General features: G+C 67.0%; 8 protein-coding genes, 1 tRNA gene and 1 pseudogene. 8 read left to right on the forward strand and 2 right to left on the reverse strand.

What is annotated here, in order from left to right; all coding sequences use genetic code 11:
* The first annotated feature begins 16 nt into the window (after positions 1-16).
* From H5T73_04985 to H5T73_05020, 8 genes are all read left to right on the forward strand, one after another.
* Positions 17-628 (forward strand): flavodoxin family protein, encoded by a 612-nt coding sequence (locus H5T73_04985; GenBank protein ID MBC7247119.1) that lies wholly within the window; start codon positions 17-19, stop codon positions 626-628.
* 240 nt (positions 629-868) lie between these two features.
* Positions 869-1,852 carry a selenide, water dikinase SelD gene (selD, locus tag H5T73_04990; GenBank protein ID MBC7247120.1) on the forward strand — a complete coding sequence of 328 codons (984 nt, stop codon included), beginning with the start codon at positions 869-871 and terminating at the stop codon, positions 1,850-1,852.
* Between the two features lie 84 nt (positions 1,853-1,936).
* Positions 1,937-2,557: a sulfurtransferase-like selenium metabolism protein YedF gene (gene yedF / locus H5T73_04995; GenBank protein MBC7247121.1), complete on the forward strand. Its 621-nt coding sequence runs from the start codon at positions 1,937-1,939 to the stop codon at positions 2,555-2,557.
* A 263-nt stretch (positions 2,558-2,820) separates the two neighbouring features.
* Entirely contained in the window at positions 2,821-5,238 is a 2,418-nt protein-coding gene (locus H5T73_05000) for a hypothetical protein (GenBank protein MBC7247122.1), read from the forward strand.
* 526 nt (positions 5,239-5,764) lie between these two features.
* Positions 5,765-7,192 carry an L-seryl-tRNA(Sec) selenium transferase gene (locus H5T73_05005; GenBank protein ID MBC7247123.1) on the forward strand — a complete coding sequence of 476 codons (1,428 nt, stop codon included), beginning with the start codon at positions 5,765-5,767 and terminating at the stop codon, positions 7,190-7,192.
* Between the two features lie 5 nt (positions 7,193-7,197).
* On the forward strand, positions 7,198-9,117 hold the full coding sequence (selB, locus tag H5T73_05010; GenBank protein ID MBC7247124.1) for a selenocysteine-specific translation elongation factor: 1,920 nt from the start codon (positions 7,198-7,200) through the stop codon (positions 9,115-9,117).
* Positions 9,118-9,297: 180 nt separating this feature from the next.
* Positions 9,298-9,393, forward strand: a tRNA-Sec gene (locus tag H5T73_05015).
* A 204-nt stretch (positions 9,394-9,597) separates the two neighbouring features.
* Entirely contained in the window at positions 9,598-10,533 is a 936-nt protein-coding gene (locus H5T73_05020) for a LysR family transcriptional regulator (protein ID MBC7247125.1), read from the forward strand.
* Positions 10,534-10,710: 177 nt separating this feature from the next.
* Here the strand turns inward: H5T73_05020 and H5T73_05025 are convergent, their stop codons facing one another.
* Together H5T73_05025 and H5T73_05030 are read right to left on the reverse strand one after the other, a co-directional pair.
* Positions 10,711-11,832, reverse strand: a complete 1,122-nt coding sequence (locus H5T73_05025; GenBank protein MBC7247126.1) for an FAD:protein FMN transferase — start codon at positions 11,830-11,832, stop codon at positions 10,711-10,713.
* Positions 11,807-14,331, reverse strand: a pseudogene (locus H5T73_05030) (HAD-IC family P-type ATPase). Before H5T73_05030 ends, H5T73_05025 begins: the two are co-directional and overlap by 26 nt.
* Positions 14,332-14,373: the final 42 nt, after the last annotated feature.

Consider the following 14,373-nt stretch of genomic DNA (forward strand, 5'->3'; position numbering starts at 1 on the left):
TGCGAGGGAATTGCCGATGGTAAGAATTCTCGGGATCGCGGGAAGCCCGCGCCAGAACGGTAACACCTCTCTCCTGCTCGACGAGGCATTGCGGGGAGCCCGCGACGCGGGCGCCACCATCAACAAGATCATCGTCTGCAACAGGGACATATACCCCTGCCAGGGCTGCGGCGACTGCCGCCGCGACGGGATATGCCTGCTGGACGATGCCATGGAGAAGATCTACAGCCTCACCCTCTCCAGCCACGGCATCATCCTCGCCGCCCCCATCTACTTCAATTCGCTGAACGCCCAGGTCAAGGCCCTCATCGACCGCCACCAGTGCATCTGGGCGAGGAAGAGCATCCTGGGCGAGGAAGTCACCGACCCTTCAACCCGCCATGCCAGGAGGGGGCTTTTCCTCTCCGTGGCCGGCGCGGACGACCCCCGCGCTTTCGACGGGGCCCTAAGGGTAGTGGACATCTTCTTCGACGTCCTGGACATCAAGTACTACGAGCGCCTTCTCTTCTTCCGCATGGAGGAGAAGGGCGCGGTGAAGAAGCACCCCACCGCGCTGCGCGACGCCTACGCCGCCGGCGAGCACCTGGTGGCGGAGATAAGCCGCAGCCTCGGCGAACCCCTCAGATAGGAAAAGGAACCCCTCGGACAGGAACCCCTCGGACAGGAAGGGATGCGGGGCCCCCGAAGCCCACCCAGGGGATTTATCAAATTATATTTTAAAAGATATAATATTTTCTAATATTCATATGCCTTTGCCGCCTTCCCGGTTCCGCCCGGGGAAGCGCGAGGCACGCAGGCCGGGAGGTGACGTTTGGGCGAGCGCATAAGGCTGACGCTGCTCTCCAGCAAGTCCGGGTGAGCGGCCAAGGTGGGTCCGGAGGACCTGGAGAAGGTGCTGCGCCTGCTCCCGCCCGGGGAGGTGCGGGAGGAGATCCTGGTGGGCCTGGACACCCCGGACGACGCCGCCGTCTTCCTGCTGGACGGGGAGACGGCCCTGGTGCACACGGTGGATTTCTTCACCCCCATCGTGGACGATCCCTACCTCTTCGGGCAGATAGCGGCCGCCAACGCCCTGAGCGACATCTACGCCATGGGCGGCGTGCCCCTCTCGGCCATGAACATCGTGTGCTTCCCCTGCTCCCTGGGCATGGATGTCCTGGCCGCCGTCCTTCGCGGCGGTCTGGACAAGGTGCGCGAGGCGGGTGCCGCCCTCGTGGGAGGGCACACCGTGGAGGACGAGGAGCCCAAGTACGGGCTGGCGGTCACCGGCAAGGTACACCCCAGGCGCATACTCACCAGCCGGGGAGCGGCTCCGGGCGATGTCCTCGTCCTCACCAAGCCCCTGGGGACGGGTATCCTGGCCACCGCCCTGAAGGGGGATTTCCTGTGCGAGGAGGACATGGAGGACGCCCTGCGGGGGATGGCGGAGCTCAACGCGCGCGCCTCGGCTGCGGCGCTGGCCGCGGGTGCCCGGGCCTGCACGGACGTCACCGGCTTCGGCCTGCTGGGGCACCTGCTGAACATGCTGCCGGAGGAGGGGCTGTCCTGCGAGGTGTCCGTTTCCTCCCTCCCCGTTTACGCCCGTGTGCGCGAGATGGCGGATATGGGGATGGTCCCCGCCGGAAGCCACCGCAACCGCGATTTCCTGCAGGGAAAGGTGGAATTCGCCGCCGGCGTAGACGTCGTGGACCGGGACATCCTCTGCGACCCCCAGACCTCCGGGGGGATGCTCATCGCCCTTCCGCCGGAGAACCTGCCCGAGTTCGCCGCGCGCATGGGAGAGGAGGGTTCCTGGAGACGCGTGGGGGAATTCGTGTCCGGCGGTGCCTGCCCGGTGAGGGTGTCTCCCTGAAACGCCTTTGGCATAATATGGGAAATAGGTCCGCCCGCGGGCCGAGGCGCGGAAACGCACCGTATGGTAAACGCTGCCATAATCGTGACCGAGAAAGGAGGCGCCATGGCGGAAACGGTGGACGCAAGGGGACTCGCCTGCCCCGCCCCGGTTATGAGGACGCGGGAGGCCCTGCGGGGCGGTGCGGAGCGCATCGAGGTGCTGGTGGACAACGCCACCGCCCGCGACAACGTGTCCCGCTTCGCCGCCTCCCAGGGCTGCGCCGTGGAGGTGGCGGAGGAGGGGGACTGCTTCCGCGTCGTCATCTCCCGCGCGAGGGCACCCGCGCAAGAAGTTACCGGGTCGGCGGCCGCATGCGGTCCAAGCGGCGAGAGGAAGGTGGTCGTCCTCTCCTCGGACATCATGGGTCGTGGCGACGAGGAGCTGGGCCGCGTGCTCATCAAGGCCTTCCTGAACACCCTGGCGGAGAGCGACGTCCTTCCCTGGAGGGTGGTACTCTTCAACCGCGGCGTGCTGCTGGCGGTGGAGGGAGCGGAGACCGTGCAGGCTTTGGCAAATCTTTCTTCCCTGGGTGTGGAGATACTGGTCTGCGGCACCTGCCTCGACTTCTTCGGCCTCAAGGAAAAGGTGGCCTTGGGCACGGTGAGCAACATGTACGACATCCTGGGCTCCATGCTCGCGGCCTCCAGCTCCGTGACCATTTAGACAGGGTCCTTCCATGGTAAGTGCAGCCGTGGATGCGTGGTTGATCCGGCGCCGGCGTGATTGCCGCGCCACCATGCCATTCCTATAATAGGGTTGATGGCGATTTAGTGAACCTTCTCCGGAAAACTTACTTGCCGTGTGAACAGCGAGTATTCTTTCCCTGGGGGGCTCCCTAAGATTACCATTACGCTCCATGGGTTGCGGGCCTGCCCGTGACGCAGAGAAAGGGCCTGTTTCGCCCTCGAACGAAAGGAGATGGCAACATGAAGGGGAAGATGCTCGCGGCCACGGCAACCGTCCTTCTCCTGCTCCCGGCGCTTTTTCTCCCGCCGGTGGCCCCCGCAGCTTCCGTGGATCCGTTCCAGGCGGCGGGTCTGGGCTACGGCCCCGCCAGGGCCTGGGGATACAACTACCACGGGCAGCTGGGGAACGGGAACGATACCTCGAGCAACGTGCCCGTGCAGGTCTCCGGACTCTCGGGCGCGGTGGCGGTGGCCGCGGGCGACGGCCACAGCCTGGCCCTCATGGCGGACGGCACGGTGAAGGCCTGGGGGTGCAACTACTACGGGCAGCTGGGGAACGGTAACAACATCTCGAGCAACGTGCCCGTGCAGGTCTGGGGACTCACGGGCGCGGTGGCGGTGGCCGCGGGCTACAACCACAGCCTGGCGCTCATGGCGGACGGGACGGTGACGGCCTGGGGAGACAACAGTTACGGACAGCTGGGGATCGGGAGCACGGGCGGTTCCAGCACTACGCCGGTGCAGGTCTACGGCCTCACGGGCGCGGTGGCGGTGGCGGGAGGCGGCTACCACAGCCTGGCGCTCATGGCGGACGGGACGGTCAGGGCCTGGGGATACAACTACTACGGGCAGCTGGGGAACGGGAACAATACCTCGAGCAACGTGCCCGTGCATGTCTCCGGACTCTCGGGCGCGGTGGCGGTGGCGGGAGGCGGCTACCACAGCCTGGCGCTCATGGCGGACGGGACGGTCAGGGCCTGGGGATACAACGGTTACGGGGAACTGGGGAACGGCAATAATACCCCGAGCAACAAACCGGTGCAGGTCTGGGGCCTCATGGGCGCGGTGGCGGTGGCGGGAGGCAGCTACCACAGCCTGGCGCTCATGCTGGACGGGACGGTCAGGGCCTGGGGATTGAATGATTTTGGGCAATTGGGAAACGGCAGCACGGGCGGTTCCAGCAACATGATAACCTACGTCTCGGGTATCACGAGAGCGAAGGCGGTGGCGGGAGGCGGACAACACAGCCTGGCGCTCATGGCTGACGGGACGGCGAGGGCCTGGGGACGTAACGGAGAGGGCCAGCTGGGGAACGGGAACAATACATCGAGCAACGTGCCCGTTTCGGTTTCCGGCCTCACGGGCGCGGTGGCGGCGGCGGGAGGCAGCTACCACAGCCTGGCCATCCCCGCCCACACCTGGTACCTGGCGGAGGGCTCCACCTACGGGGGGATGGAGAGCTGGGTGTGCGTGCAGAACCCCAACGCTTTCCCGGTCACCGTGGACCTATCCTTCATGACCGAGACGGGCCCGGTCACCGGGCCCCAGGACTTCCCCATCCCCGGCAACTCCCGCTACTCCTTCCTTTTGAACTCGCTGGTCCCGGGAAAGAAGGACGTCTCCACGAAAGTGATCTCCTCGGGGGGAGGGGTGGTCTGCGAGCGGCCCGTCTACGGCCCCGGGAAGGCCTGGGCCCACGACTCGGTGGGGGTGACCTCTCCCGCCCATACCTGGTACCTGGCGGAGGGCTCCACCTACGGGTCCATGGAGAGCTGGGTGTGCGTGCAGAACCCCAATCCCAACCAGGTTGCCGTGGACCTGATATTCATGACCGAGACGGGGCCGGTATTGGGTCCCCAGAACTTCCCCATCCCCGGAAACTCCCGCTACTCCTTCCTTTTAAACTCCCTGGTCCCCGGAAAGAAGGACGTCTCCACGCAGGTGATCTCCACGGGGGGAGGGGTGGTCTGCGAGAGGTCCGTCTACGGCCCCGGGAAGGCCTGGGCTCATGACTCGGTGGGGGCGATCTTCCCCTCCTCCAACTGGTACCTGGCGGAGGGCTCCACCTACGGGGGGATGGAGAGCTGGGTGTGCGTGCAGAACCCCAACGGGGTCGAGGTGAGGGTCAACCTGTTCTTCACGACCGAGACGGATGCGGTCACCGGCCCCCAGAACTTCCCCATCCCCGGAAACTCCCGCTACTCCTTCTTCCTGAACTCCCTGGTCCCGGGAAAGAAGGACGTCTCCACGAAAGTGATCTCCACGGGAGGGGAAGTGGTCTGCGAGAGGCCCGTCTACGGCCCCGGGAAGGCCTGGGCTCACGACTCGGTGGGGGCGATCTTTGCCTCCTCGGTCTGGTACCTGGCGGAGGGCTCCACCTACGGGGGGATGGAGAGCTGGGTGTGCGTGCAGAACCCCTACCCCATCCCGGTCACCGTGGACCTCACCTTCATGACCGAGACGGGTCCGGTGCCCGGACCATATAACTTCGCCATCGCACCCTATACCCGCTACTCCTTCTTCCTCAACTCCCTGGTTCCCAACAAGAAGAGCGTCTCCACCAGGGTGGTCTCCCACTTCGGGGCGGTGGTCTGCGAGAGGTCCGTCTACGGCCCCGGGAAGGCCTGGGCTCATGACTCCCTGGGTTGCTGTAACTGACGGTCCTGCCCTGCACGGCCATTCCCGTGAAACGTGCCAGGGCGCGGGCGCCGAGCACCGGTAAAGCGGCGTCGGTCCTTCTCCTGCTTCCGGCGTCCGCGCCCGTCGGTTCATCGCCGGGAAATACGGGCGGGGACGGCGGGCGATCCATGGCCGGGGCCGAAAAGAGATGCCGTGACGTCTTGGTGGGCGCTTTAAGATTGACAAGGGTCGAGATACCATCCTCCCATCCTGATAATAACGGCCAGGCAAGGAAGAAAGGTGATCCCTCAAACGTTCAACCCATCCTCCCTGGTGCTTAGGTGAGTCAAGGTAGCGAAAGGCAGCGACGATGTCGATGTAATAACTGTGAAGCCGGGGTTCGATCCAGGGGAAGCCCCTTTGTTCAAGCGCGCTCCAGTGTTTATGATGTATTAGGACCAGTGATGGGGCCGGGTCGGGCATGAGCGCCCGGCAACGCGAGGTTCGGGCACGAAGGCGTGGCGGGGTTGCCACCCGCGAGAGAGGAAGAAACGAGTGTAAGGTCATGGACAAGAAGGAATACCTGCGGCGGCTTTCCTCGGTGAACGACCTCATCCAGGCCGTCTACCGCAGCCGCCTCATGGGCAACAGGGCGGTCCCGAGGGAGCTGGTCACGGAGGCCTCGCGCGCCGTTCTCGAGGGTGTGCGGGAGGCCATCCTGGCCGCCAAGGACGAGATGGCCCTGGAAAATATTACCATAGACACCGAGGAGCTCGTCTCGCTGGTGGAAAGGGAGGTGGAGGAGAGGATCAGGCCCAGCCTGCGGCGGGTGATCAACGCCACGGGGGTGGTCATACACACCAACCTGGGAAGGTCCCCCCTCTCCGGGGCGGCCCTGCAGGCCCTGCAGACGGCGGGAGCCCACTACACCAACCTCGAGTTCCGCCTCGAGGACGGCGCGCGGGGGTCGCGCCAGTTCCACCTGCGCAGGATACTGCGCGAGCTGACGGGCGCGGAATCCGCCCTGGTGGTCAACAACAACGCCGCCGCCGTGCTCCTTGCCCTCACCGTTCACGCCAAGGGTCGCGAGGTCATCGTCAGCCGGGGACAGCTCATCGAGATCGGGGGCTCCTTCCGCCTCCCCGACGTCATGGCCCAGAGCGGCGCCCGCCTGGTGGAGGTGGGCACCACCAACAAGACCTACCTGGATGACTACCGCCGGGCCATAAACGAGGACACGGCCATGATACTGCGCGCCCATCCCAGCAATTACCGCATCATGGGCTTCACGGCGGAGGTGGGTATCGGAGAGCTGGCCGGCCTCGCCCACGAGCACGGCCTGGTCCTCCTGGATGACCTGGGAAGCGGGGTCTACTTGGACCTCTCCCGCCACGGCCTTTCTTACGAGCCCACCGTAAGGCGCTCCCTGGAGGAGGGGGCGGACCTGGTCTGCTTCAGCGGGGACAAGCTCCTGGGGGGCCCACAGGCCGGCATCGTGCTGGGGAGGGAGGAGCTGGTGGAAGCCATGGCCCGCCACCCCCTGGCCCGGGCCCTGCGCGTGGACAAGCTCACCATCGCCGCCTTGGAAGCCACCCTGCTGCAGTACCTGGACCCGGAGCGCGCCCTGTCGGAGATCCCCACCCTGGCCATGCTCACCGCCGACGGGGAGACCCTCCGCAAGCGGGCCCGCAGGCTGGCCGGAAAACTGGCCTCCGCCTGCCCCTTCCTGGCGGTGGAGGTGGAGGAAGACGTATCGCGCGCCGGCGGGGGCGCGCTTCCCCTGGAAGATATTCCCACATGGGTGGTGGCGGTGAGCTCGCAGGACCACAAGATCCCGGCCTTGGAGGAGAGCCTGCGCCGGAGCGACCCTCCCGTCATCGCGCGCATCAGGGAAAACCGCCTCATCCTGGACGTGCGCACGGTTAGCGACGAGGAGATCCCCCTCGTCGTGGAGGCCTTCCGCGCCGCCGGGGGAGAAACGAAAACGGAATAAGGGGAATGAAGAATTTCATCATCGGGACCGCCGGCCACATCGACCACGGGAAGACCGAGCTCGTCAAGGCGCTCACGGGCGTCGACACCGACCGCCTCAAGGAGGAAAAGGAGCGGGGCATATCCATCGAGCTGGGCTTCGCAGAGCTGGAGCTGGCCGGGGGCGTCACCGCGGGGGTGGTGGACGTCCCCGGCCACGAGCATTTCGTGAAGAACATGCTGGCGGGGGCCACCGGCTTCGACCTGGTGCTGCTGGTGGTCGCCGCCGACGACGGCGTGATGCCCCAGACGGTGGAGCACCTGGCCATCGTGGACCTCCTGGGCGTCAGCGACGGGGTGGTGGCCATCACCAAGGCGGACCTGGTGGACGAGGACATGCTCGCCCTGGTCAAGGAGGACATCGCCGCCACCCTTGCGGGCACGGCTCTGGAAGGCGCTGAGGTGGTGGTCACCTCCAGCCGCACCGGGCAGGGGCTGGACGAGCTGCGCCGGGCCCTGCTCGCAGCCTCGCAGAAGCTGAGGGCGAGGGACGGCGAGGGCCCCTTCCGCCTGCCCGTGGACCGCGTATTCACCCTCAGGGGGATAGGCACGGTGGTGACCGGCACCCTCTGGGAGGGAAGCGTGGCCGACGGCGAAGAGGCCGTCATACAGCCCCAGGGCAGGAAAGTGCGGGTGCGCAACGTGCAGGTTCACGGAAAGGACGTGGACAGGGCCCTCGCCGGCCAGAGGGTGGCCATGAACCTCCCGGGAATGTCCAAGGAGGAGATAGCGCGCGGGGACGTCGTCGCTTCTCCCGGTTTCCTGCAGCCCACCCTCATGGCGGACGCCCTCCTCCACCTCCTGGACAACGCCCCCTGGACCCTGAAGAACCGCGCGCGGGTCCGTTTCCACCACGGGACCCGAGAGGTCATGGCACGGGTGGTGCTCCTGGGCGGCAGGGAAGAGCTGCGGCCGGGGGAGAGCTGCTACGTCCAGCTGCGCCTGGAAAGGCCGGGGCTGGTGCGCTACGGGGACCGCTTCATACTGCGCAGCTATTCCCCCGTGACCACCATCGGGGGGGGACGCATCCTCGACGCCCACCCGCGCAAGCACCGCCAGCACAGCCGCGACATCCTCGACGCCCTGCAGGCGAGGGAGCGGGGTCGGGCCGGCGACCTGGCGCTGCTGGCGGTGGAGGAAAGGGGGCTTCCCGTGTCCTTCCAGGAGCTCGTGCGCCGCACGGAGATCAAGGAGAGCGCGCTGCGTGAGGCACTCGCAAGCCTTCTGGCTGAGAACGGGCTCGTGGAGATCCCAGGCGACAGCGGCCCCCTGTACGTCACCCCCGCACTGCTAAAGGGGCTCCGGGAGCGCATGGCGCGCCTCACGAGCGAACTCCATGCCGCCAACCCCCTGAAGGCCGGGGTGGAAAAGGAGGTCTTGCGGCAGAGGCTGGGGGGGGACATGGAAGCGGATGTATTCGAGGCGCTGTTGAGGGACGCGGTGGGCGCGGGAGGGTTGGAGGTGGAGGCGGGGAAGGTGCGGGTCAAGGGCGGGGGAAGGATGCTCTCCGCGGAGGAAGCGGCCCTGATGGACAGGCTGCGGCGGGAGATAAGGGAGGGGGGTTTTTCACCTCCCCTTTTCAAGGAACTCCAGGAAAAGATGGGCCTGGAGAGGAACAAGCTGCGCGACCTCATCTCCATCCTCCTCGAGGAGGGCGAGATCGAGCAGGTCAACCCGGAGTTCTTCCTGGCCGCGGGAAGGCTCGCCGAGGCGGAGGGGCGCATCCTCTCCTTTCTCTCCGAAAAGGGGCGGCTGGGAGTGGCCGACGTGCGGGAGATGCTGGGCGCCAGCCGCAAGTATGCCATCCCCCTCCTGGAGTACTTCGACCGCAGGAAGGTCACGCGCCGCGAGGGGGATTACCGGGTCCCCTTCAGGGCAGGTGCGTGAGGGGAAGCATGGTGGAGCATGCCTTACGGGCGTTTCCTTCATGGTATAATTTACCATGAAAGGCGGTGCTCCGCGATGCGCGAGGTGAGACGGGTCGCCGCCGGGGCCGAGAGCGCGGGCTCGCGTGAATGTCGCGAGCCGGGCGGGAGATGCGCGCGAAAGGGGATATAATATGGGAGTGGAGATGCATCCGTCCTGGTGGGCGGCCCGGTCTTCAAAACCGGTGCGGCGTCGTAACGGGCGCCGGGTAAGTTCGATTCTTACGCATCTCCGCCAATTTTTATCGATGGCTGCAATAATGATGCGACGTAACCTTAACGAACCTACCCCGTTGAGCCGTGGCATCTCCATGACGACCGCCGCGTCCATTACGCAGCGGTACATAATCCCTGGCCCTCTCGCCCCCGCGCGTCTCCGGCACCCCTTGAGCCCTGACCCCTCTGCCCGGCATGCCCCGGGCTCCGATCACCGGGGGTACCCATGAACACCAAGAGCCTGAGGGTTTTCCTGGAGGTGGCACGCACCGGGAGCTTCTCCACCGCTGCCCGCAACCTGGGCCTCACGCAACCCGCGATCAGCTTCCATATCCAGTCCCTGGAAAAGGAGTACGGGAGCAGGCTGGTGGACCGTTCCACCGGACGCTGCCGCCTGACGGATGCTGGCCGTTCCCTGAGCAAGTACGCGCACCGCATATTGAAAGCGGAGGAAGAGCTGGTGCGCGAGATGGAGGGTAGGCGCAGCGAAGCCTGCGGGCCTCTCCTCGTCGCCGCCAGCAACATACCCGGCGAATACATCATGCCCCGTGTCCTCTCCCTTTACCGGCAGCGCCACCCCCTGGTCGAACCCCGCCTCTCCGTCGCCGACTCGGAAATGGTGCTGGAGAGCGTGCGCGCAGGGGAAGCCGACCTGGGTTGCGTGGGCTTCCGCGAGGAGGACGAGCGGCTCGTCTACGGGGATCTCTGCGAAGACCGGCTGGTCTTCATCGCCTCCGACCACCACCCCCTGGCGGAGAAGAAACGCGTGGAAGCGGGGGACCTCGCCGGACAGACCCTCGTCCTGAGGGAGGAGGGATCCGGCACCCGCTCCCACATGCTGCGCATACTGTCCGACCTGGGCCTGGACGCGGCGGGCATGGACTGCATGGTGCTGGGGAGCACCATGGCGGTGATCCAGGCCGTCGCCGCCGGGGCGGGGATCTCCCTTTCCTCGCTCTGGGCGGTGGAGCCTTACCTCCGGCTGGGGAGAGTGCGAGCCCTCAAGGTCAGGGGCCGCGAGCTGAGAAGGGACTTTCATTACGTAATGCTCCGCCGGCGACCCGCCGGCCTGGCGGCCACGGCCCTCGTCCACCTCATCGAGGAGATGAGGCCTGCGCTGGAGGAGACCCTGGCTTCCTACCGGGAGATCGCCGGCCGATAAGGTTTGGGTCCCGGAAACGGCTCCCCGGAAAACCGCCCTGCCCGCCGCGGCAAGATTACCATATTATGGAATGTAATGCCTCCTCCCGGAAGCCTGGGGAGCCGAGCCTGCTTGCACCGTTCGCAGGGGCCCGCCTGGCCGCCTTCAAGCTCCGTGGGAGGTAAGGCTCCCGGGGGATCAGGAGCCCGCGCTTTCTTTCATTTCTTCCAGCATGGAATCCATTCCCCGCGTGGCGTGCGTTCCGCCTGAGGCGTCCACCATCAGGCATTCCACACCCTCCATGGCCTCCAGCCAGTCCAGCCCCTCCGGGTAACCCTTGACGAACGCAGCGGTGGAGAGGCCGTCGGACCACGCCCCGTCGCGTCCCCCCACGACCGTCACCGAGACCGCGCCCCCCGCCGGGCGGCCGGTGCGGGGGTCCAGGATGTGGTGGTAGCGAACTCCCTGGTACTCGAAGTAGCGCTGGTAATCGCCGGAAGTGCTGACGTAGCTCTCCCCGGGGAGCAGCAGGGTGGCCAGGTAGCCCTCCCCGCGCGGGTCGAGCACGGCGATCCTCCACGACGGTCCACCCGCCGCGGAGGGCTTATCCCCCAACGTGAGGTCGGTGCTGATCATGCTGATGTACCCCGACGTGATGCCGCGCGAGCGCAGCGCCTGCGCCGCCCGGTCCAGGGCGTACCCCTTGGCCAGGCCCCCCACGTCGATGACCATCCCCGGGCGCGCGAAACGGACCGTGCGCGCCGCCGCATCGAGCTCCAGCTTATCCGCGCCCACCGCCTCCCGCGCCCTCGCTATCTCCTCCTCGCCCGGGGGAGGATCCCCCCTCTCCCCCCTGCCCACCACGTCCCAGAGGTCCACGAGGGGGCCCACGGTGATGTCGAAGGCGCCGCCGCTGACGCGGTAGAGCTCCATGCCGGTTTCCAGTATATTCCATAGATCGTCGGACACCTTTACCGGGCCGCCGGCCGCCTCACGGTTGACCGCGGCCAGCTCGCTCTCCGGTCGGTAGCGGTCGGCGACCTCCTGCACGCGGAAGAGCTCGCGGAAGGCGGCGTCCACCGCCTCCTCCACCCGGGACTGGTCCTTCCCGTAAGCGGTCACGGTCACGTAGTCGTCGAGCACGAATTCCACCCGCCGGTAGGGCTCCCTGGAATAGCCGGGGTTGAGGAGCTTCACCCCCAGGAAGGCCAAACCCACCAGGACCAAGAACACGGCGGTCACGATCAGCGTGTCCCGCCGGTTGCGGCGGCCGATGCGCTCCGCTGCGGCGATGTCATCCGCCAGGTCTTTTTCGTCCATGGGAGGTAGTATAGCAGAGCCGCCTCTCCACGTAACGCACGGCCAGCTCCAGCAGGAGCACGAAGACGGCGGCGATGCCCAGCGCCTGCACGAGGACTATGAGCGGCGGGAGGTAGAGCTGGAAGAAATCCCGGAACCAGGGGATGAGCAACACTCCCGCGAAGGCCCCTCCCATCACCCCCGTCAGCCCCCCCTTCCAGGTGAAGAGGGGCCGCGAGAGGTGTGCGAGCACCGCCAGCCCCACGATGGTGAGGACGATGACCGCCACCGTGCGCGCTTCCTCGAGGCGCACCCCGCTGGAGCGCGCCATGGCGTTGGCCATGAAGGTGGCCGCGGCGGCGATGAGGCCCGCCGGAAGAGAGAAATAGAGGACGCGCCGCAGCAGGCCGGGACGGTAGCGCCGCTTGCTCGGGGTGAAGGAGAGGATGAAGGCCGGTATGCCGATGGTGAGCGAGCCCACCAGGGTAATGTGGCGGGGGAGGAAGGGGAATGGCCAGGCGACGAGGGCGATCCCCAGGGCCAGCAGGGCCACGTACACCGTCTTGGTGAGGAAGAGGTTGGCCACCCTCTCCATGTTGGCCATCACCCGCCTGCCCTCGGCCACCACCCCGGGGAGGGTGGAGAACCTCCCGTCCAGGAGGACGAGCTGGGCCACCGACTTGGTGGCCGGCGATCCGGAACCCATGGCGATACCCATGTCCGCGTCCTTGAGGGCCAGGGTGTCGTTGACGCCGTCCCCGGTCATGGCCACCACGTGCCCGCGCGACTGGAGGGCGTGCACCATGTCCCTTTTCTGCTCCGGGACCACCCTCCCGTAAACGGTGATTTCCTCCATTATTCCCGCTAGCTCCTCGGTGTCGCCGGGCAGGTTGCGGGCGTCCCAGGGTTTTTCGGCACCCTCCACCCCCACGCGCATGGCCACCGCCCCCACGGTCCTCGGGTTGTCGCCGGAGATGACCCTGATGCTCACCCCCTGCTCGCGGAAGTAAGCGAGGGTGTCGGCGGCGTCGGGCCGTATCTTCTCCATGAGAACGACCAGGGCCAGGGGCTTGATGGGGGGCAGCGCGGGGTCCCCCTTCCCCTCACCGGCCCGCGCGAAGTCCTCTCCCGCGCGGGCGAAGAGAAGGACCCGCAAGCCCTCCTGCGCCAGCTCCTCGGCCCGGCCGCGCAATCCCGCTGCCACTCCCTCTTCACCCTCCAGCAAAAGCTCCGGCGCTCCCAGCACCAGGCCTCCCCGGCCCCGGAAGGAGGCCGCGCTCCACTTGCGCGCGGAGGAGAAATGCACCAGTCCCGAAACCTCCCAGCCTTCCGGAGGGGGGAAGGCCTCCCGCAGGGCGGCGATGGTGGCGTTTCCCGCCGGGAAGGCGGCAGCGAAGGCTCCCAGGGCCTCGCGCACCTCCCTCTCCGCTGCATCCACGCAGTGCAGCTCCTGCACTTCCAGGCTTCCCTCGGTCAGCGTCCCCGTCTTGTCCAGGCAGACGACGTCCACCCTGGCCAGGCCCTCCACGGCGGGAAGCTCCTGCACCAGCACGTTGCGCCGCGCGAGGGTCACGGCGCTCACCGCGAAGACGATGCTGGTGAGGAGCACCAGTCCCTCCGGGACCATGCCCACCAGCCCCGCCACGGTGGAGATGGCCGCCTCGCGGAACGTCCCGTGGGTCAACAACTGGCTGGCGACGAAGGCCAGCGCGACGGGCACCATGATCCACGTGATATAGCGCAGCACGGTGTTGATGGCCTGCCTGAGGTCGGAGGAGACCACCGTGTAGCGGCGCGCCTGGGCCGCGATCCTCTGCGCGTAGGCCTCCTCGCCCACCGCCGTCGCCCGGAACCTACCCGTGCCGCTGACCACGAAACTGCCCGAGAGCAACGCGTCCCCGGGGGCCTTCAGAGCGGGAACGGATTCGCCGGTGAGCAGGGATTCGTCCACCTCCAGGCCGTCGCTCGCCAGCACCTCGCCATCCACCAGGACCTGGTCCCCCGGGCGCAGCTCGACCAGGTCGTCCCGGACTATCTCCTCCCGCGGTATCTCCCTCCTCTCGCCGTCCCTCACCACCCTGGCGCGGGGGGCGCTGAGAAGCGAGAGACGGTCCAGGGTCCTCTTGGCGCGCCATTCCTGCACGATGCCGATGAGCGTGTTGAAGATGAGCACCATCCCGAAGAGGGCGTCGCGTGGGGAGTCCAGGACCAGGACGATGACGGCCAGGGCGCCCAGGACGGCGTTGAAGCGGTTGAAGACGTTGGCCCTGACGATATGGGCCAGGGAACGGCTGGTCTTCAAGCGGAAGTCGTTGGTGAGGCCCTTCTCGACCCGGTCCCTCACCTCGTCCGCAGTGAGTCCTCGCGACGCATAGCGCGGGTTAAGGCCGCGTAACGAGTGGGCTTCCCCGCCGGAGTCCGCCGGCTGCCGCAATCCCCCTCCCTTCACCGCGTCACCCGCCCCGTCAAACCGACTCCCATCGCTCCTGCTTCATGCGCTCGCCTCCCGCGCCCCGGCAACCCTCCGGGCCCGGGCCCGTCAAACCGACTCCCATCGCTCCT

The sequence above is a fragment of the Actinomycetota bacterium genome (assembly GCA_014360655.1).
Classification (GTDB): Bacteria; Actinomycetota; Geothermincolia; order Geothermincolales; family RBG-13-55-18; genus JACIXC01.

What these genes read in the sequence shown, in the direction of transcription:
- H5T73_05020 (MBC7247125.1), top strand. Translation starts at nt 9,598, where the DNA reads ATGAACACCAAGAGCCTGAGGGTTTTCCTGGAGGTGGCACGCACCGGG.
- H5T73_05000 (MBC7247122.1), top strand. Translation starts at nt 2,821, where the DNA reads ATGAAGGGGAAGATGCTCGCGGCCACGGCAACCGTCCTTCTCCTGCTC.
- H5T73_05005 (MBC7247123.1), top strand. Translation starts at nt 5,765, where the DNA reads ATGGACAAGAAGGAATACCTGCGGCGGCTTTCCTCGGTGAACGACCTC.
- H5T73_04985 (MBC7247119.1), top strand. Translation starts at nt 17, where the DNA reads ATGGTAAGAATTCTCGGGATCGCGGGAAGCCCGCGCCAGAACGGTAAC.
- H5T73_05025 (MBC7247126.1), bottom strand. Translation starts at nt 11,832, where the DNA reads ATGGACGAAAAAGACCTGGCGGATGACATCGCCGCAGCGGAGCGCATC.
- selB (MBC7247124.1), top strand. Translation starts at nt 7,198, where the DNA reads ATGAAGAATTTCATCATCGGGACCGCCGGCCACATCGACCACGGGAAG.